Below are 18,819 nucleotides of genomic sequence, written 5' to 3'. Positions count from 1 at the left end.
CTATCACGCCCGTTATGGGCGCACCGACGCCGTCGGGCCTGCCCGCCCGCCTCAGGCCGGGGCCACCAGCCGGGCGCGCGCCAGGCGCTTCAGCCCGTCCGCCGGCCGGACGGGCTCGGGCCACCGCGGCTGCAGGTCGTCCCCGAGCGTCACCCTCCGCAGTCGCCTCCCGAACATCGGCACCACCCATTCGCCCAGCCAGGCTGTCTCGCGGCGCAGTCCCGCCACCAGCCCCGCGTACCCCTCCCGCTCCGGCAGCCCGGGTGTGAGCGAGTGGTCGACGCCGAGGATCCGCAGCACGTGGGCGGCGAGGTTGCGGTGCCCGGCGGGCGACATGTGGATCCGGTCCGCGTCCCACAGCCCCGGATCCGAGTACTCCTCGAAGCACCAGTAGTCGACCAGGACGGCGTCGTACGTCCGCGATATGCGCCGCACGTGCTCGTTGTACAGCCAGTTGCGGCGCTTCATCGGCTCGAAGACGGGACTCAGCGGGATGTCGAATCCCGTGAACAGGAGCGGCCGGGCGCCTGACCGGGCGATCCGCTCCACCATGGCCTCGTACTCGCGCATCAGGGCAGCCATGTCGGTTCGTAGCTCGAGGATGTCGTTGCCGCCTGCGTAGAGACTGACGAGCGTGGGTTCGAGCGCCAAGGCCCGGTCCACCTGCTCGTCGCGCACGTGGTGCAGGCGCTTGCTGCGGATGGCCAGGTTCGCGTACTCCCACCCCGGGTCCTGCCGCCCGAGCTGCTTGGCCACGCGATCCGCCCAGCCGCGCACGCCGTTCGGGAAGCGCGGGTTCCAGTCACCCACCCCCTCGGTGAAGGAATCGCCGATCGCCACGAACCGTCCAGCCATTCGAGCGAGCCTAACGGCGCCGGGCAACCCGGGGGCGACGGCGGGACGAACGGGCGGTGAACACCGGACGGACGGGCCCGGAGCCGGGGTCCGGAAATATTCCGTGCGCTGCAGCGGCTGAGGGGAGTATGGAGCAACGCATCGCAGTCACAGGTTCAACCGGGACGGTCGGCGGCGGCGTCGCCCGGATCCTCGCCGGCGAGGGGACGCCGCTCGTCCTGCCGGTCAGGTCCCCGGACCGGGCGCAGCATCTGCCCGAGTCGGTCGTGCGCCGCACCACCTATGCGGACTTCGAGGCGTCCGTCGAGGCGCTTGCCGGCGTCGACGTCCTGTTCATGGTGTCCGCCGCAGAGGAACCCGACCGTGTCGCGACCCACCGCACCTTCATCGACGCGGCGAAGGAGGCCGGGGTCCGGCACGTCGTCTACACCTCGTTCCTCGGCGCCGCCCCCGACGCCGCCTTCCTGCTCGGTCGGGACCACTGGCACACGGAGGAGCACATCCGCCGCTCGGGACTGTCGTGGACGTTCCTCCGGGACAATCTCTACCTCGACTTCGTGCCGTCCCTCGCCGAGGACGGCGTGATCCGCGGGCCCGCCGGGGACGGGCTCCTGTCCGCCGTCGCGCAGGCTGATGTCGCGCGTTCGGCCGCGGCGGTGCTCCGGGACCCCGAGGCCCACACCGGCGAGTCCTACCACCTGACCGGACCGGAGGCCTTCACCCTGGCCGACGCAGCAGCGACCATCTCCGGGCTGACCCCGGCGACCGTGAGGTTCGAGGACCAGACACACGAGGAGGCGATGGCGTCCCGCGCCCACCACGGGGCACCGCACTGGCAGGTCGAGGCGTGGGTGAGTACCTATACGGCCATCGCCCGGGGAGAGATGGCCGAGGTGTCGCCCGACGTCGAGCGGCTCACCGGGCGCCGTCCGCTGAGCCTTCGCGACCTCCTGGCGGGGCAAGCGTGAACCCGCGCCGGAACGTGGTCCCGGACCCCTCGAACAGCCGCTCGTTCTACAAGTTCCTGACCTCCGTCGTCGTGCCGCGCCCCATCGCGTGGATCTCCTCCACATCAGCCGAGGGCGTGGACAACCTCGCTCCGCACTCGTTCTTCACGATCGCCTCCGTCGATCCGCCCATCGTCCAGTTCACCTCGGTGGGCCGCAAGGATTCCGTACGCAACATCGAGGCCACGGGTGAATTCGTGGTCAGCTTCACCCCGGAGGACCTCTTCGAAGCCGTCAACGCCACCGGCACCGACTTCCCGCCCGACGTCAGCGAGTTCGACGCCGTCGGGATCACCCGCGAGCCCAGTGCGACCGTGACCCCGCCCCGCGTCCTGGAATCGCCCGTGGCCCTCGAATGCAGGCTGCACCTGATCCAGGACATGGGCGACTGCACCCTCGTCTTCGGCGAGGTGCTGCATGCGGTGGTCTCCGAGGAAGTGCTCGACGGCGCCCTTCCATCGATCGACGCACTCCGACCGCTCTCGCGGCTGGGGAAGAACGAGTGGGGTACGGCGGGGACCATCCGTTCCATCACGCGCATCCCGGTGGCATCATGGCCAGGCCACTTCGGCGGCACCGCTCCGGCCCCGTGACCCTCCTGTTACTCCCGCTCAGCCACTGCTCAGGGTGCTGACATAGAGTAGGAGCATCTGCGGGTTTAGCACCCCACCCCGGGCTGGGAAGCCACCGGCTACCCCCAGGGACCCCCATGAGCGTTACCGCCGCCCCGCGTACCGTCCGCATCTCCAGGCCGAACGACGTCGTCGCCTCCTACTCGGTCCTGCTCAAGCAGGTTCGCAAGGAAGGCCTCCTGAACCGCCGTCGGCGCTTCTACGTCTCGGTGTTCGCACTCCTGGCCCTGGCCATGGGCGCGGCCTGGACAGGCTTCGCGCTCCTGGGCGACACCTGGTTCCAGCTCCTCATCGCCGCCGTCCTCGGCGTCGTCCTGACGCAGGTCGCGTTCCTGGCCCATGAGGCCTCGCACCGCCAGATCTTCAGGACCCGCGGCGCCAACGACTGGTCCGGGCGCATCCTCGCCGCCGGCGTGGTCGGTATCAGCTACGCCTGGTGGATGGACAAGCACACGCGCCACCACAACGACCCCAACACGCGCGGCAAGGACCCGGACATCGAGGTGGACACCATCTCCTTCCTCGAGGAGGACGCCGCGAAGGCCAGGGGCATCCAGGCCTGGATCACCCGCCGCCAGGGCTACCTCTTCTTCCCGCTGCTGACCATGGAGGGCATCAACCTGCACGCCCGCTCCATCAGCACCCTCTTCGCCCGCCGCGCCATCAAGGGCCGCTGGGTCGAGCTCGCGCTCCTCGGCGCCCGGTTCGGCGCCTACCTCGGCGTCCTCTTCTGGTTCCTCCCCGTCGGCATGGCCTTCGCCTTCCTGGGCGTCCAGCTCGCCGTCTTCGGCATCTACATGGGCGCGAGCTTCGCACCGAACCACAAGGGCATGCCCGTGGTACCGGAGGACAGCAAACTCGACTTCTTCCAGAAGCAGGTGCTCACCTCGCGCAACATCCGCGGCGGGTCCTTCGTCAACAACGCCTTCGGCGGACTGAACTTCCAGATCGAGCACCACCTCTTCCCCGACATGCCGCGCCCGCACCTGCGCCGCGCCGCCGTCATCGTCAGGGAACACTGCGAGCGCCTGCGCGTGCCCTACACCGAGGTGGGCGTCGCCGCCTCCTACGGTGCGGTGGTCTCCTACCTGAACCGCGTGGGACTCGCCGCCCGGGATCCCTTCGACTGCCCCATGGTCAACCGCTTCCGCAGGCCCTAGGAGACATCCCACCCCGGCACCACAGCGTCCGCCGCACCTACCTCTCCCTGGGCGGGGTTGTCCTCCGCCGTCCTGCAGTCCCTCGTCGCACCGGCCCTGGGGCCATCGGCCAGGACCTGGGAGTCTCCACCAGTGTGGCGAGGCGGTCAGCGCCAACACGGTCCTGAGGACCATGGGCAGCAGCATCGGCACGGCGGTCATCGCGGCGCTCATCACGGCGCTCATCACGTCGAACACCACAGCTCAGGGTGCCCCGTCGGACGACGCCTTCACCCCTCGGCTTCTGGGCCTCCGCGGGCGTCGGGGCCCCGGTGCTCATCGCGGCCCTGGCCGCCCCTGACTGCGGGGAGCGTGGACGGCTCAGGCGTCGGCAGGTATCGACGCCTGATCCGGATGCTGCGCCGGCAGGGGCCCCTGCCGGTCGGGATCTGCCGGTCGGCGCGGCCTCCGCATACGCCGTCCGGGAAAGCAAGGCTGCGGCGCGACGGGAGGGGACCGGACGCCTTCTCCCCGGAGGCTGGTTACGGTGGAGTATGTTCTTCCTCTTCGGCCTCACCACGCGTGAGCACCTGCAGTTCACCCGTTCCGCCACCTGCCGCTACTGCCATCAGCACGCCCCGCAACAGGTGATCCAGCGCAGGACGAAGCTGTCGGTGTTCTTCATCCCGCTGCTGACGCTCAAGAAGGCCCGGCTGCAGGTCTGCACCAACTGCGGCGGCACCTCGCGGATCAGCGGCTCGGAGCAGCGCGCCCTGGCCTACTAGCCGTCCCGTTCCTTCCCCGCGCACCAAACCCGATGCGAGCCGCTACGAGCCCTGGAGGGTTCCCCTGACCATGCTGACGCTCGAATGGGAGGGGTCGCCGTCGAAGGGTTCGTCGGAGACGTCCACGATGGGGAACTGCGCCAGGTCGATGGCGGCGGGTACCGTGAACCGTCCGTGATCCCCGTCCATGAGGCCGATGCCATACATCTGCTCGAGGTCGGGAGCGATCAGCCACACCTGCCGGTATCCCTCCGGCACCGCGCCGGCCAGATCGATGTCCAGGCTCCGCATGCCGTCCCCGGTCCGGGAGATGATCACCTCTCCGGACCCCGACCGGCCCGGTAGCGGCTCCAGCTCGGCCCGCGCCAGCACAGCTCCTTCTCCTCTCCCGCCCAGGGACTGGAACCCCCACAGGGCACCTCCGCCCACCACGACGCCGATCCCGGCGGCGACGGCCAGCCACCGCACCGCGACGAGCCGCCGTGTGCGTCCGCGTCCACCTTCGCGCGGCACGAGCAGTGACACGCTCGCGTCCTGGCGGGTGCCCGGCGCCGATGCGTCATCGCCCAGCCCTGCGGGTAGACCGAGCTCGGCCTTGATGGCCGTCCATACCTCCGGCCCTGGTCGCTCCAGCACGGGTGCCGAGCCATCGGCCTTCGCCATCGCGACGACACTCCGCAGCTCGCCCACCTCGGCGGAGCAGTCGCGGCACTGTCCCAGATGTTCCCGGGACCATCGGTCAAGGGATTCGTTCAAGGCGGCGAGACCAACGGCATCCGGATCAAGATGCTGCATTCCATTCCCCCAATCGGTGACGCAGGTGCACAAGACTCCTCCGGATGTGGCTCTTCACGGTTCCCAGCGGGAGATCCAGGCGCGCCGAGATCTGCTGGTGCGTGAGGTCCTCGTAGAACGCGAGCTTGAGGATCGAGCTCTGCGGCTCCCCCAGCAGATCGAGCTCGGAACCGAGGACCACCCGATCGGTGATCGTATCAACGCCGCGCTCCTGTGCCGCACCGGACCCGGGTGCTATCCCGGATCGCACGACCACGTGCTGCTGCCGGCTCCTCGCCGACAAGGAATCGAGGACGACGTTCCTGCAGATTCCCAGGATCCACGCCGGCACCGCCCCCGCCTCCGGATCGAAGCTGCTTCGGAAGCGCCACGCCCGCACGAACACGTCCTGGGTCACGTCCGCGGCTGCCGCGTGATCCCCCAGGGCCCTGAGTGCGACCGTATAGACGATCGGCGAGAAGGTCCGGTAGGCAGCCGCCATGGCGTTCTCGTCTCCTGCGGAGAACTCCAGGTCGGACTGCCTCGTCCATTCAGGGCCCGGAGATGCCAAGGTCCACTCCTCAAGCGCGGGGTACGGGCGCCCCGCAAGCGCAGCGTCCTGTGATCCTACGCTCCTGCCCGACCGCATCAGAGGGGTAAGGCCGTGAGGACGACGTTGTCCTCATAGTCACCCTCGTCCGGAAGCCACTCACCCCCGCACGTGATGACCTTCAGCTGGTGGTCGCCGTCGCGGGCGAAGATCGACGATCCATCCAGCGTCGCCTTCGGGACGTTCCGCACGTCCGAGACCCGGTAGCTCAACGACCGGCCGTCTTCGAGGGCGACGGTGACGATGGTTCCAACGGGTACGTCCTTCAGCTGGGCGAAGGGCATGACCTCCGTCAGGCTGTCGACGTGGGCTGCCAGAACCGCGTTACCGGCCGGGGCACCGGGGGCAGGCCCGTACCGGTACCAACCCGCCTCCCAGAAACTGTCGGGTATCTCCATGGCGTCGTTCTCATCGATACCGACGTCGACGACCTCGACCGAGATGTCGGTGCCTGCGATATCGAGGCCGACAGGCGCTGGGCCCCGGGCCCTGAGTGCCGCATCTGCCTGCTGGACGGGAACAGGGCCGAAGGTCGTCGGCAAAGGTGCGCCGCCCTCCGCCGGCAGGGGAGCAACGGCCTTCGGTTCCGTGATGGGCCGTGGCTCCGCAGGAGACTGGGCGTCGTCCTGCGCGCACCCCGAGAGGAGGACGGCGGCGAGCACGGCGCCGGCTATCGCGGGTCGTCTGGGCTGCACGGTCCCGGATCCTTCCTGTGATGATGACGGTGGTGCCGGGTGGGGAGGCGTGGCGGCGCCTCCCCACCCTGCACGTTCAGCTGGAGATCCCGGCGGCTCGCCGGCGCGAGGCCGCTACCGCGCCACCGAGGAGAACCAGCAGGAAGGCGCCGATCCCGATGGCTGCTCCGTTGTCGTCCTGTGCTGCGAGGCCGGACTGGCCTCCCGGGACTGCACCCGGGGAGGAGTGGAGTCCCTCGATCACCTGGGTGGCCAGCGCGAGGTTGCCGGCTTCGAGGCTTCCCCACGCGTACACGATCGTCGAGGTCCCTTCGGCGAGGGCCACATCCGCAGGGCCGATGACGGGATCGGTGGTTCCTGCGGCTGCAACCGCAGCCGATACCGTGCCGGCGTCGGTGGTCAGCGAGGCCTCACCGGGGTTGCTGAGGTTCGGTACGAGCACAGCGCCCCCGGCCAGGACGTCGACTGCCGGGGCAGCCGCGATATGCCGCACGGTGAGCCGCGACTTACCGGCCTCGACGGTCGAGACATCGTTCGTGTAGAAGTTCGCCGTGGGGGTTCCTCCGGCATCGAGGTTGGCCGTCGCGGTGTAGTTCCCGCCGGCAGCCAGCGTCACGTCGACAGGTCCGATGAGCGGTGCGCTCGCATCCGCGGCATCCGCCGCCGTCACGGCCAGCTGGTAGTCCCCAGCGGGCAATTCGAGGGGACCCGCCAGTTCACCCGGAGCGAAGTCGTCCAGGGTGAGAGCACCGTTGACGTACACGTCGACGGTGAGATCGGGAACTCCGTGAAGTACCGACAGTGATGCGGCGGAGGGCGTTTCCGCGGCCGTTGCCGGCGCGGCGATGGATACTGCTCCCAGAACCGCGACGGCTCCTACGGCGTACAAGCGTCTTTGCATGACAACTCCTTGATCTGGCCCCTGCGGGGGCATTTTCGCTGACACCCGGTATTACCCGCGGGCCACACGATTTGGATGCAAGGAGTCGAGGATTTTTCGAGTCAGGCGTTCCAGAGGCCGTAGGAGTCGGCGAGCGAGGAGATCTTCTGCGCACGGGCCAGGCGTGGCAGGTACGAGCCGTCCCCCACCACCGCACCCGCGGCGTGTTCGCGCAGCAGTTCCGCAGCCCAGTTGATCTCGGACTCGCTCGGCGACAGACCGCGGTTGATGGTGTCGGTGGCGTCGGTCAGCAGGCACAGCTTGCCGGTCATGCCCATGGACGCCGTCACCTTGCATGCTTCGAGCAGTTCGTCACCCAGGGCGCCGACGGTGGGACCGTCGATCGGACCGGGAAGCTGACCGACGCGCGAGGCGACCACGAGCTTGGAACGCGCGTAGGCGAGCGCCATCGGATCATCCGACGCACCGGTGTCGCGCCGGAAGTCACCGACCCCGAAGGCGAGGCGGAAGGTGCCCGGCGCACTGGCGATCGCCGTCGCGTTCTCGATGCCGAGGGCGGACTCGATCAGCGCGAGCACAGGCGTGCCGGCCTGCAGTCGCATCGCCGTGTGCGTGACCTGCTCGGGCTTCTCCGTCATGGCGAGCATGACGCCGCGCAATCCGGGCGCCTTGGACAGCGCGGCGAGGTCATCCGCCCAGTACTCCGTCTCGATGCCGTTGACGCGCACCCAGGCCGTCATGCCCGTCGACAGCGCTTCGACCACGCGCTCCCGTGCTTCCGCCTTGCCCGCCGCAGGGACGGCGTCCTCCATGTCGAACACCACGGAATCGGCCTCGGAGGTGAGGGCGGGGATGAAGGTGTCCTCGGAAGCAGCGGAAGCCAGCAGCCAGGATCGGGAGAGCTTGGCGGGGAGCGCAGCGGCGCGGCTGTTTCTGAGGGAGGTGGCCATGCTCAAACAGTACTGAGGACTGCTGCGCATTATCCACCGCCGGACGCGCGGCGCCCCGTGAACACTACGACCAAAAGGGGCCGTGCCCGCCGCTCCAGGCCTCCGAGCACCGGAGGCGGGGCCTCGGCCGTCAGGCGGGTGGCCGTCCTTGGCGCGGAGGTCCTGGCGGGGACGATGGTCGGCACCACCATCGAGTGGTACGACTTCTTCATCTTCGCCCAGGCCGCCGGCCTCGTCTTCGCCGGTCTCTATTTCGGGCCGCTCGAGGGAGAGAGCCCGGGCCTCGCCCAACTCGTCGCCTGGGCCACGATCGGCATCAGCTTCTTCTTCCGCCCCCTCGGCGCGGTGATCGCCGGTCGCCTCGGTGACAGGATCGGGCGCAAGGCGATGTTGGTCTTCACCCTCGTGATGATGGGTTCGGCCACCGCACTGATCGGCCTGCTGCCCACCTACGCGCAGATCGGCGTGTGGGCTCCTATCCTGCTCATGCTGCTGCGCATCCTGCAGGGCTTCTCCGCCGGGGGTGAATGGGGCGGCGCAGCGCTCATGGCCGTGGAGCACGCGCCCGTGGGCAGGCGCGGCTTGTGGGGCGCCTACCCCCAGATCGGCGTCCCGGTCGGCATGATCCTCGCGACCCTCGTGCTCTTCCTGCTCCGCAGCTCGATGCCCCCAGAGGCCTTCCTGGCGTGGGGGTGGCGCATCCCGTTCCTGCTGTCGGTCGTCCTGATCGTCGTGGGGTACGTCATCCGGTCGGCAGTCGCCGAAAGCCCCGTCTTCAGGCGCATGATCGAACGCAAGCGGGACACCGCCACTCCCCTGCGGAGCCTGCTGCGGACCAACAAACGCGAAGTGATCCTCGCCGCCGTCATCTTCATCGGCAACAACGCCGCGGGCTACCTCGTGATCGCCTTCCTGTCCTCCTACGCGCAGAAGAGCCTCGGCATGCCTGCTGCCCCCGTGCTCCTGGCCACCCTGCTGGCCTCCTTCGGCTGGCTCATCTTCACGCTGTACGGCGGCATCCTCTCCGACAGGATCGGGCGGGTGCGGACGTTCCAGCTCGGCTACGCACTGATCTTCGTCTGGATGATCCCGATGTTCATGATGATCGATACCCGGAGCATCTGGGCCTACGGCATCGCCGTCTTCATCCTGACCATCGGCCTCGGCTTGTCCTACGGGCCCATGTCTGCGATGTATGCGGAGATGTTCCCCGCCAACGTGCGCTACTCCGGCATCGGCATCGGCTACGCCCTCGGAGCGATCCTGGGTGGAGCCTTCGCTCCGCTCATCGCCCAGGCACTGCTCGGCAGCACGGGCTGGTCCGGGTCCATCGGGCTCTACATCATGGGCCTGTGCGTCATCTCCCTCATCGGGGTGAGTCTGGTGAAGGAGACCAGCGGCGCACCCCTGGAAGCGGACGAGGAGCCGCTGGACGCAGCGCCCGCAGGCCGGCACTAGGACACCGCGGCAGGTGACCGAGAGGCACGTCCGCGCCGTCGCCTGCCTGCCGCCGGCGCGTCGGCTATAGTGGCGATCGTCGGGCGCCGTGGAGCGCCGTGCCTGAAAAAGAGGCAATAAGGGCGCTGCAGCCCGAGGCACATACGGAAATCGCCCACCAACGTCGTCCGGGTGACCGTGTGCATCACCTGCTGCCGCCGGAGGACGTTCGTCCCGAAAAGATTCCTGATGGCCTCAGTCTCCGCCCGCGTGGTGTCCGCCCTCCATTCCGCAGCCACCGAGGTCTTCGGCGTCATGGGGAACGGCAACGCCCATTTCCTCGACGCCGTGATGTCGTCCCCCGGCTCCCTGCACTACACCGCGGTGCGCCACGAGGCAGGCGCCGTCGCAGCCGCGGACGCCTATTACCGTGCCAGTGGCCGCCTCGCCGTCGCGACCACCACCTACGGAGCGGGCTTCACGAATGCCCTCACCCCGCTCGTGGAGGCGGTGCAGGCCGGTATCCCACTCGTGCTCGTCGTCGGCGATGCTCCCACCACGGGCACCCGGCCCTGGGACGTGGACCAGCCGCTGGTGGCCAAGGGGCTGGGCGCGACGACGTTCACGGCGTCCGCGTCCCGGCCCCGGGCCGTCACCGCCGCGGCGATCGACCACGCCCTGCGGTACCGGGAAGCCGTGGTCCTCGCGATCCCCTACGACCTCGCGGGCGTCGAGGCCGCGGACGAGGACGCCGGTCCGCCGATTCCTCCCCTGCCCCTGCGGGTGCCGGGCGCGGAGGACGTCGCCCGTGCGGCCGCGCTGCTCTCGGCCGCCCGCCGCCCCCTCGTCCTGGCCGGGCGCGGGGCATGGGTGAGCGGAGCGGGCCGGGCTGCGGCGGACCTGGCCGCACGGCTCGGAGCCCTCACCGCGACGACCGGGCTGGGCGCCGGGCTCTTCGGCGACGACGCCGCGGCTCTCGGTATCGCCGGCGGCTGGGCCTCCGTACGCACGGCGCACCTGATCGGGCAGGCCGACGTCGTGCTGGTGCTCGGCGCGCGGCTGAACCAGTTCACCCTGCGCTTCGGGCACTCGTTCGGGGCCGGGGCCCGGGTCGTCCAGGTGGACGTGGCGGCCGGTCCCACGTCTCCCGCCGTCACCGACTTCGTCCGTGCCGACGCGCGGCTCGCTGCCGAAGCGCTCCTGGCCGCCGTCGAACCACGCGCCGGTGAGGCACGGTGGAGCACGACCGCCGCGGACGCCGCCCTGCGCGCCCACGACGACCGCGACGACGGCGAGCCGGTGGCGCCCGACGGCCGCCTCGACCCGCGGAGCCTGTGCCGCACGCTGGACCGGATGCTGCCCGCGGACCGCACGGTCGTGCAGGACGGCGGCCACTTCATCGGCTGGGCGCCGGGCTACCTCCGGGTTCCCGCGCCGAACCGCCTCATCATGGTGGGCACGGCCTACCAGACCATCGGCCTCGGTTTCCCCAGCGCCGTCGGGGCCGCCCGCGCACTGCCGGACTCCACGATCGTCCTGTGCACGGGGGACGGCGGAGCCCTCATGGCGCTCGCGGACCTGGAGTCGTTCCTCCGGACCGCGCGGCGCGCGGTCATCGTGGTCTTCAACGACGCAGCCTACGGGGCTGAGATCCACCAGTACGCCGTTCGCGGGATCGCCGCCGGGCCCATGATGATCGACGAGGTCGACTTCGCCGCCGTCGCGGCCGCCTTCGGCGCACGATCCGCCACGATCGCCTCCCTCGATGATCTCGCCTCCGTCGCGGGCTGGCTGGCCTCCGACGACGACGGCGCACTCCTGCTCGACTGCAGGATCTCCCGGCAGGTCGTGGCGCCGTACATGCAGGAGATCGTGGCCGTCGCCACCGGCGGGCGGGGGTCGAACTGCAGCTTGAGTGCTGGGCCCGTATAGGTCAGGGACTGGGCTTTATGGTGCGTCGCTCCCTGTTCGTCTGGCTCGGGGTGTGTCCGTACCGCTGGCGAAACGCGCGGGCGAACGAGTTCGGGTCCGAGTAGCCACTGTTGATCCATGCGGCATGCACGCTGTGCCCGCGCTCGAGGATGGTGCGGGCGTGCTCCAGGCGTATGCGGCGGATCTCCGAGGCCGGTGACCGACCGACTTCCTGGAAGAGAGCTTGCACTGAGCGGGTTGAGAGGTGTGCCGCTGCCGCAAGCTCTGATGGCGAGAACGCTGGATCTGCGAAGTGATCTCGCATGATGGCCCAGAGTCTTGTGCGGACCGCTTCGCGGGAGGGGGTTGGTGCTGGTGGATGTACGTTTCGATGTAGACGTAGCTCTGCTGTGGATCGGGCAGTGTCGGCGTCAGTGGCGGCGAAGCTCAGGAGCGTCATCTCCCCGCGACCGATGGCTCGGGTGGACCATAACACCGGGCGTGCGTCACCGTCGCGGGTCAGGAACCATTCAGTGCTTGCGCTTCCTGATCCTTTCGAACGAACGATCGGGCATTCATCAGGTGAGTAGTCGGATCCGTCGAGCTTGCTGCGGTGCAGCAGGTCATGGCTAACCCCTCCCACGACGTCTGAAGCCGTGCGGTAGCCGAGGAACGTAACCGCAGCACGATTGGCGATCATGACGGTGCCCGTGGATTCAATGACCCACAACGGTGTCGGAGCGCTGTTGATGACTTCGGCGAGCAGGGATGCATCGAGGTGCCGGCTGGTCATCTGTGGTGCCGCGTCGATTGCCGTGAGCAATGCCATGTCCACCTCCGATCTGATGATTCACGGTATGCGCCGTCTTCGCGCTGAACAGTTGCGGGCATGTTTCCCCTGCGTAAATCCTGTTCTGGCTGCGCTTTTTGCAGGATGGTCTGCGCAGACGGCCTAGGGTTCGTCCTCATTCCCCTGCTGGAGTAGGCGTAGATCGGCGCAGTGCCGCCGCCCCTCGCAACTGGAGACTTCGTGACTTCCTGGAACACTTCTCGTGATGACGCCACCGAGACCATCCGTAAATCCCTGCAACGCACCGGGGTGAGCTGGGCTGCGGTGGCCGAGCACATCGACCGTCCTCTGGTTTGGACGATCGCTGCTCTGCTCGGCTCGCACCCCGTTCCAGCGGATACCGCGACGGCGGTCGGAGAGTTGCTGGGACTCGATGACGACACCGTGATGGCCCTGCAGCAGCAGCCGTACCGGATCATCGGAGACAGCCTCAAGGCCGATCCCACGATCTACCGGTTCTACGAACTCCTGGCCGTGTACGGTCCTGCGCTCAAAGAGGCGATACACGAGGAATTCGGTGACGGCATCATGAGCGCCATCAACTGCAACGTCGCCGTCGAACGCCGCGAAGACCCCGACGGTGATCGGGTGCGCATCACCATCGACGGCAAATTCCTCAAATACCAGTGGTAGACCGAGCCTGAAACGGAGACGCGCATGTCATACGTAACACCAAAAGACTTCGCCATCCGCATGGTCGACGCAGGCCAAGCAAAGGCACTGATGTCCACCCGCGACACGCTGATTCGCAGCTATATGGCAGGGGCAATTCTTGCCCTGGCAGCAGCCTTCGCAGTAACGATCAGTGTGCAGACGGGACAACCACTCCTGGGTGCCGTCCTGTTCCCGGTCGGCTTCTGCATGCTCTACCTGCTCGGATTCGACCTCCTCACAGGCGTGTTCACCCTGGTGCCGCTGGCCTGGCTCGACAAACGCCGCGGCGTGACCGGCGCGGCGATGCTCCGCAACTGGGGCCTGGTCTTCCTGGGTAACTTCGCCGGTGCGCTGACAACGGCAATCCTGATGGCCATTGTCTTCACCTACGGATTTTCCTCACCGCCGAGCGCGGTCGGTGAGGCCATCGGCACCATCGGCGAAGGCCGCACCGTCGGTTACGCGGACCACGGCCTGGCAGGCATGCTGACGCTCTTCGTCAGAGGCGTCTTGTGCAACTGGATGGTGTCAACAGGCGTCGTCGGAGCAATGATGTCCGATAGCCTCCCGGGCAAGGTCATCGCCATGTGGATGCCGATCATGCTGTTCTTCTACATGGGCTTCGAGCATTCGATCGTCAACATGTTCCTGTTCCCCATCGGACTGATGCTCGGGGGGAACTTCACCGTCACCGACTACCTGCTCTGGAACGAGCTCCCGACGGTAGCCGGAAATCTCGTAGGAGGACTGACCTTCGTGGGATTCGTCATCTACATTACCCACGCGAAAACGGCCCCTTCCCGTGAAGGCAAGCTTCAGTACAAGTAAGTACTCGCCTCTGATGGAAGAACCAGTCGGTATCCCATCCGGCTGGTTCTCCTTCTGCCATAAAAGTGAACTGACCAGTGATCGTAGGAATGCTTCGGCCCGACTCTCCGCTCTGGAACCGTCGGAGGTTTCCACCAGACACCATGAGCTGTGGACGCTATCGCACAACGACGCGCTGCCGAACACCACGGCGCTCGACGCCCGGCAGCACTGAACACGAGATTACGGAGTTGGTTTGTCTTGAAAGCAATCGGAGTTACAGAGTTCGGTGGTCCCGAGGTTCTCACCGTCCAGGATCTCCCGAGCAACATCCTGGTAAGGAGGAAGTACGGATCAGGGTGAGGGCTGCCGCCGTCAGTCCGACTGACACGAACGTCCGCACGGGTGCTTACGACATGAGCCAGTCGGAGCCGCCCTACATGCCAGGGATGGACGCGGCCGGTGTCATCGACGAGGTGGGTGAGGGCAGTACATGGAATGTGGGCGACAGAGTCATGGCCATCGCGTTGCCCCTCGGGCAGCACGGCGGAGCCTACCCCGAATACCTCATCGCACCCGACGACTCGATCGCGCGCATCCCGGCCAACACGACGCTCGAGGAAGCCGCCACTCTTCCGATGAATGGCCTGACGTCTGTGCAGATCCTCGAGCTCGCCGCGCTGCAGCCCGGGCAGGTCATCGCTGTGACCGGTGCGGCCGGAACGCTGGGCAACTACACCATTCAGCTCACGAAGCAGCTGTGCCTGGTGGTGGTGGCTGATGCAGCACCGAAGGACCGCGACCTGGTTCAAGGCCTCGGAGCCGACCACGTCCTCGACCGCGGCGACGGACTCGCAGATCGCATCCGGGAAATCTTCCCGGATGGTGTCCACGCCGTCGCCGACACAGCACTGCTGCACAACGACGTCGTGCCGGTCGTGCGCGACGGAGGCGTCTTCGTCTCGGTACGGGGCTGGAAGGGAGAACCGACCAGAGACATCCGTTTCGAAGCGGTATGGGTGTTCGACGAGTATCGCTCCGCCGCGAAGCTCGACGGACTGCGGCAAGCTGTGGAGGAAGGCACCCTGACGCTACGCGTGGCCGACACGCTGCCCACGGAGGAAGCACTCGAAGCGCACCGTCGCCTAGAAGCCGGAGGCGTCCGCGGTCGCTTGGTGCTGACTTTCTGAACCGGCTGAGACAGCCGCTCGGACTGCCGCGGCACTCTCGATGCTCACGCAGTGGTCGTGATCAATCACGACCACTGCGTGAGCATGCCACCAATCATCGGACCCTGGAATAGTCGTCTTTCTGATGGGGCATTGCCCGCGCGAGGACTACGGCATTGCCGCATCAGAGTGCGTGAACCCGGTTCGGGGCGGAGGTGATGCCCCGGAGAGCATCGCGGGTGCTTGTTGTCCGTTCGTCTTCTCCGGCTTCCATCCAGTTGGTGATGGACGCCGTACTCAAAGCCACCGCACACGAGTCAGGTAGTAGGGAACACGACGTCTGGCCGGATTTACACCGTGGGGTCTGCTGCACGATGGGGTAACAGGTGCTAGTCACGCCGCCACCAAGTTCACACGCCCCCGCGTAGGCACGCGACTCCCTTCAGCCCCTTGAGGATCACCTCGATCAGTGACACTGGCTGCACCGGTTGCATAGCTGAGGTTGGGTCAGCGCCGGAGGACTTTCCTCGCGAGGACGTTGCCGAGGAGCTGCACTGCTTGTACGAGTAGGACGATGACGAGGACGGCGGCCCAGGTGACGACAGGATTGAACTGGCGGTATCCGTATTGGATGGCGAAGTTTCCGAGTCCTCCACCGCCGACGGACCCGGCAACTGCTGACATGTCGACGAGGGCCACGAAGATGAACGTGTACCCCAAGATCAGTGGACCGAGGGCTTCGGGGATGAGAATGGTGAGGATGATGCGCAGTCTTCCGGCTCCGACGGAGCGTGCTGCCTCGATAACGCCAGGTTGGACGGTCAGCAGGTTTTGCTCCACGATGCGGCTGATGCCGAACGTTGCGGCCAGGGACAGCGTGAAGATGATGGCGCTGTTGCCGATACCGGTTCCTGTTACCGCCCTGGCGAGGGGCTGGGCTGCGGCGAGGAAGATGATGAATGGGATGGGTCGGAAGATGTTGACGATGACGTTCAGTGTTCCGAAGACGGCGCGGTTGCCGAGGATGCTGCCTGCCCGGGTGGTGTAGAGGCCGATGCCCAGGAGGAGCCCGCCGATGCCACCGAAGAGCAGGCTGAAACCGACGATGTAGAGGGTCTCGTAGGTTGCTTCCCAGAGTTGCGGGGTGAGGGGTAGGAGGTCTTCCATCAGGCGAGCTCTCTTACATTGATTCGGCTTACCATGTGCTGCAGAGTCGCGTCGATGGCGTCGTCCTGTCCGTTGAGGGCGAGGGTGAGGTGCCCGAAGGCGCGTCCACGGATGTCGTTGATACCGCCATATACGAGTTCGAATTCGATTCCGGCGGCTGCCAGTTCGAGGAACACGGATGCTTGGGAGGGGTCCCCGTCGCGGAAGGAGAAGGTGACGATGCGTCCTTCGTGTCGTTCGCGGAGTGCTGCCAGCTCGTCCGGTGCCGGGATGCCGCGGATCACGGTGGACACGAAACGTTGGGACGAGGCTTCGCGTGGGTTGGAAAAGACGTCGAACACGTCTCCCTGTTCGACGATTCGGCCGCGGTCCATGACGGCCACCTTGGTCGCCAGAGTTTGAATGACGTCCATCTCGTGGGTGATGATCACGATGGTGATACCCAGTTCCTCGTTCACGCGGCGCAACAGGCGTAGGACCTCATGCGTGGTCTCCGGGTCCAGTGCGGAGGTTGCCTCGTCGGCCAGGAGGATTTTCGGGGATGTAGCCAGGGCCCGTGCGATACCGACGCGCTGCTTCTGGCCTCCTGAGAGCTGTTCGGGATAGTTCGAGGCCTTGTCGCTGAGCCCGACGAAATCCAACAGTTCCGTAACCCGCTCCTGGATTTCGGTGCGTGTCCTGCCGGCGACGCGGAGAGGGTAGGCGATGTTGTTCCATACAGTTTTGGCGCTGAATAGGTTGAACTGCTGAAAGATCATGCCTATATCGAGGCGGAGGGTGCGCAGTTGCCGGTCGGGAACACCTGTTACGTGTTGGCCGTCCACCACAATCTCACCGGAAGTCGCTTTCTCCAGTGCGTTGATCAGGCGCACCAGGGTGCTCTTGCCGGCGCCGGAGTACCCGATGATGCCGTAGATCTCGCCGGCCTCGATGTCGAGGCTGACATTGTCGATGGCGTTAACGGGGGCCTCACCGCGGCGCCCCGGAGGGAAGCTCTTGGTGACGTTGCGCAAGGAGATGAGAGGCATGGGGTCCTAGGTGGGAGGTTGTGCGGCCGACCCGACGACGTCGGATGGTCCTGACATGTCCACGGGCCGGCCACACGGTGTCAGAGGTGATCAGCCCTGGGCCCGGGTATCTTCCTCGACCTTCTCCAGCGAGCTCTTCAACTCCTCCGTAGGTACTTTGAGGAACTCGGCCGTTCCACCGGACGTCTCCTGCACGGCACCGGTGACTTCTTGCGTGTCCTGGTAGATACTGACCAGCTTCTGGTACGTCTCGTTGTTCTCCTCACCGGCACGTGAGGCGAATACGTTGACGTAGGCGGCTGCGGCCGGGTCAGCGGGATCGTCCTTGGCCAGGGCATCCTCGAAGCTCAGACCCGCGTCCTCGACGAAATCGTTGTTGATGATGGCTGCGGCAACATCCGGCAGAGATGTCGGGGTCAAGGAGGCATCCAGGGTGGTAACCGTGACTTTCGACGCTCCTTCGTCGATGTCGTCGATGGTGGAGAAGGCGCTGCCACCGTCCTCAAGAGTGACTAGCCCGGCGGACTGCAGGACAAGCAGCCCGCGAGCAAGATTGCTCTCGTCATTGGGTACGGCCACCGTGGCACCCTCGGGGATGTCTTCGACCGATTCGTACTGTGTGGAGTAGAGACCCAGCGGGTAGATCGCCGTCGAACCGACCGGGGTGAGCTCCTCGCCGCTCGAGACGTTGTATCGGGCGAGGTACACGAGGTGCTGGAACTGGTTCAGATCCAGCTCGCTCTCGCTGAGGGCCGGGTTGGGTTGCGTGTACTCCGCGAAGTCGATGACTTCCAAGTCAATTCCCTCCTCTGCAGCCGCATCCGTGAAGATCGCCCACTCGGGGTCACTCGCTCCGACCACACCGAGGCGTACCTTCTCGTTCTCTCCGCCAGCACCCTCCTCGGTGCTGGCGCCGGAGGAGCCGCACGCGACAGTCAGGGCGAGGAACGGGGCAAGAGCGACGGCCAGGAACTTACGGGAGGAGGTCATAATTCTTCCTTCAAGAAAAAATGCCAGGCGGACAGCCCGGCACATCGGAGAGTCCATACTTGCCGTCCAGGACATGACCCGGCGGCCGAATCTTCACCTGGAGCACCCCACTACGGGAGAGGGTTGCTGCCCAGCCGGCCAGGGCCATCGACTGGAACTCTTGATTCTGTGATGACGATAAATGACCCCTCAGCTGAGAACCAAAAAGTCACGTCCACGAACGTCATAAAGGGTCCGAACGTTTCGGCGAGCCCGCCCGGAAGCCCTCAGCCGTCGATTCGCCTCCTGCTGAATGGGCCGGTGACTCGGTCGGCGATTCTGTAGGTGCGCGGGTCCGCTCGGCCTGAGGCTGCGCGCCCGTTGGCCCGTTCGAACCGGACCCCGCTGTTCCCGCCAGCACCACCGCTCCGTTGCCGGCAACGCTGATCGGTGACACCTCCGCCACAAACCGTTCCGGC

Annotated in this window: 20 protein-coding genes and 1 riboswitch; of the genes, 10 read left to right on the top strand and 10 right to left on the bottom strand. The window is 66.8% G+C overall.

Features of this window, described 5'->3' with window-relative positions; translation table 11 throughout:
- Positions 1-51 precede the first annotated feature (51 nt).
- Complete coding sequence (locus AC1MFI_RS06480) at positions 52-855, bottom strand: SGNH/GDSL hydrolase family protein (RefSeq protein ID WP_479820294.1); 804 nt, start codon at positions 853-855, stop codon at positions 52-54.
- A 128-nt stretch (positions 856-983) separates the two neighbouring features.
- Here AC1MFI_RS06480 and AC1MFI_RS06475 point away from each other — a divergent pair, with 128 nt between their 5' ends.
- The 5 genes from AC1MFI_RS06475 (at position 984) to AC1MFI_RS06455 (ending at position 4,418) form a co-directional block, all read left to right on the top strand.
- Entirely contained in the window at positions 984-1,823 is an 840-nt protein-coding gene (locus tag AC1MFI_RS06475) for an SDR family oxidoreductase (protein ID WP_479820293.1), read from the top strand.
- The gene (locus AC1MFI_RS06470; RefSeq protein ID WP_479820292.1) at positions 1,820-2,455 is read left to right on the top strand and encodes a flavin reductase family protein; all 636 of its coding nucleotides are present in this window, start codon (positions 1,820-1,822) and stop codon (positions 2,453-2,455) included. Before AC1MFI_RS06475 ends, AC1MFI_RS06470 begins: the two co-directional genes overlap by 4 nt.
- A 116-nt stretch (positions 2,456-2,571) precedes the next feature.
- Complete coding sequence (locus AC1MFI_RS06465; RefSeq protein WP_479820291.1) at positions 2,572-3,654, top strand: fatty acid desaturase family protein; 1,083 nt, start codon at positions 2,572-2,574, stop codon at positions 3,652-3,654.
- A 172-nt stretch (positions 3,655-3,826) separates the two neighbouring features.
- Positions 3,827-3,994 carry a hypothetical protein gene (locus AC1MFI_RS06460; protein ID WP_479820290.1) on the top strand — a complete coding sequence of 56 codons (168 nt, stop codon included), beginning with the start codon at positions 3,827-3,829 and terminating at the stop codon, positions 3,992-3,994.
- Positions 3,995-4,187: 193 nt separating this feature from the next.
- Complete coding sequence (locus tag AC1MFI_RS06455; RefSeq protein ID WP_479820289.1) at positions 4,188-4,418, top strand: zinc-ribbon domain-containing protein; 231 nt, start codon at positions 4,188-4,190, stop codon at positions 4,416-4,418.
- A 42-nt stretch (positions 4,419-4,460) separates the two neighbouring features.
- On the opposite strand, the gene AC1MFI_RS06450 is transcribed toward AC1MFI_RS06455, so the two are convergent.
- The 5 genes from AC1MFI_RS06450 to AC1MFI_RS06430 form a co-directional block, all read right to left on the bottom strand.
- A complete protein-coding gene (locus tag AC1MFI_RS06450) occupies positions 4,461-5,213 on the bottom strand; it encodes an anti-sigma factor domain-containing protein (protein WP_479820288.1) in 753 nt (250 codons plus the stop codon).
- Positions 5,200-5,763 carry an RNA polymerase sigma factor gene (locus tag AC1MFI_RS06445; RefSeq protein ID WP_479820287.1) on the bottom strand — a complete coding sequence of 188 codons (564 nt, stop codon included), beginning with the start codon at positions 5,761-5,763 and terminating at the stop codon, positions 5,200-5,202. The genes AC1MFI_RS06450 and AC1MFI_RS06445 overlap by 14 nt, the downstream gene beginning before the upstream one ends.
- A gap of 77 nt (positions 5,764-5,840) precedes the next feature.
- Positions 5,841-6,497, bottom strand: a complete 657-nt coding sequence (locus AC1MFI_RS06440; protein WP_479820286.1) for a class F sortase — start codon at positions 6,495-6,497, stop codon at positions 5,841-5,843.
- A 76-nt stretch (positions 6,498-6,573) separates the two neighbouring features.
- On the bottom strand, positions 6,574-7,398 hold the full coding sequence (locus AC1MFI_RS06435) for a DUF4397 domain-containing protein (protein WP_479820285.1): 825 nt from the start codon (positions 7,396-7,398) through the stop codon (positions 6,574-6,576).
- A gap of 101 nt (positions 7,399-7,499) precedes the next feature.
- Complete coding sequence (locus AC1MFI_RS06430) at positions 7,500-8,348, bottom strand: HpcH/HpaI aldolase/citrate lyase family protein (RefSeq protein WP_400481946.1); 849 nt, start codon at positions 8,346-8,348, stop codon at positions 7,500-7,502.
- A 174-nt stretch (positions 8,349-8,522) separates the two neighbouring features.
- Here AC1MFI_RS06430 and AC1MFI_RS06425 point away from each other — a divergent pair, with 174 nt between their 5' ends.
- Together AC1MFI_RS06425 and AC1MFI_RS06420 are read left to right on the top strand one after the other, a co-directional pair.
- The gene (locus AC1MFI_RS06425) at positions 8,523-9,806 is read left to right on the top strand and encodes an MFS transporter (RefSeq protein ID WP_479820808.1); all 1,284 of its coding nucleotides are present in this window, start codon (positions 8,523-8,525) and stop codon (positions 9,804-9,806) included.
- A 228-nt stretch (positions 9,807-10,034) separates the two neighbouring features.
- Complete coding sequence (locus tag AC1MFI_RS06420) at positions 10,035-11,717, top strand: thiamine pyrophosphate-binding protein (RefSeq protein ID WP_479820284.1); 1,683 nt, start codon at positions 10,035-10,037, stop codon at positions 11,715-11,717.
- 1 nt (position 11,718) lies between these two features.
- Here AC1MFI_RS06420 and AC1MFI_RS06415 read toward each other — a convergent pair whose 3' ends face one another.
- Positions 11,719-12,525, bottom strand: a complete 807-nt coding sequence (locus AC1MFI_RS06415; RefSeq protein WP_479820283.1) for a PAS domain-containing protein — start codon at positions 12,523-12,525, stop codon at positions 11,719-11,721.
- Between the two features lie 201 nt (positions 12,526-12,726).
- Between AC1MFI_RS06415 and cynS the strand changes: the two genes are divergently transcribed.
- The 3 genes from cynS (at position 12,727) to AC1MFI_RS06400 (ending at position 15,197) form a co-directional block, all read left to right on the top strand.
- Entirely contained in the window at positions 12,727-13,179 is a 453-nt protein-coding gene (gene cynS / locus AC1MFI_RS06410) for a cyanase (RefSeq protein WP_479820282.1), read from the top strand.
- Between the two features lie 24 nt (positions 13,180-13,203).
- A complete protein-coding gene (locus tag AC1MFI_RS06405; RefSeq protein ID WP_479820281.1) occupies positions 13,204-14,028 on the top strand; it encodes a formate/nitrite transporter family protein in 825 nt (274 codons plus the stop codon).
- Between the two features lie 89 nt (positions 14,029-14,117).
- Positions 14,118-15,197 carry an NADP-dependent oxidoreductase gene (locus tag AC1MFI_RS06400; protein ID WP_479820280.1) on the top strand — a complete coding sequence of 360 codons (1,080 nt, stop codon included), beginning with the start codon at positions 14,118-14,120 and terminating at the stop codon, positions 15,195-15,197.
- Between the two features lie 486 nt (positions 15,198-15,683).
- Here AC1MFI_RS06400 and AC1MFI_RS06395 read toward each other — a convergent pair whose 3' ends face one another.
- The 3 genes from AC1MFI_RS06395 to AC1MFI_RS06385 all read right to left on the bottom strand — a co-directional run bounded on the left by AC1MFI_RS06395 (position 15,684) and on the right by AC1MFI_RS06385 (position 18,361).
- The gene (locus tag AC1MFI_RS06395) at positions 15,684-16,343 is read right to left on the bottom strand and encodes a methionine ABC transporter permease (protein WP_479820279.1); all 660 of its coding nucleotides are present in this window, start codon (positions 16,341-16,343) and stop codon (positions 15,684-15,686) included.
- Complete coding sequence (locus AC1MFI_RS06390; protein WP_479820278.1) at positions 16,343-17,371, bottom strand: methionine ABC transporter ATP-binding protein; 1,029 nt, start codon at positions 17,369-17,371, stop codon at positions 16,343-16,345. The genes AC1MFI_RS06395 and AC1MFI_RS06390 overlap by 1 nt, the downstream gene beginning before the upstream one ends.
- 90 nt (positions 17,372-17,461) lie before the next feature.
- On the bottom strand, positions 17,462-18,361 hold the full coding sequence (locus AC1MFI_RS06385; RefSeq protein ID WP_479820277.1) for a MetQ/NlpA family ABC transporter substrate-binding protein: 900 nt from the start codon (positions 18,359-18,361) through the stop codon (positions 17,462-17,464).
- A gap of 50 nt (positions 18,362-18,411) precedes the next feature.
- Positions 18,412-18,527, bottom strand: a riboswitch (SAM riboswitch).
- Positions 18,528-18,819 lie beyond the last annotated feature (292 nt).

The sequence above is a fragment of the Arthrobacter sp. BC5 genome (assembly GCF_056680255.1).
This window is presented reverse-complemented; position numbering and strand designations above follow the sequence as displayed.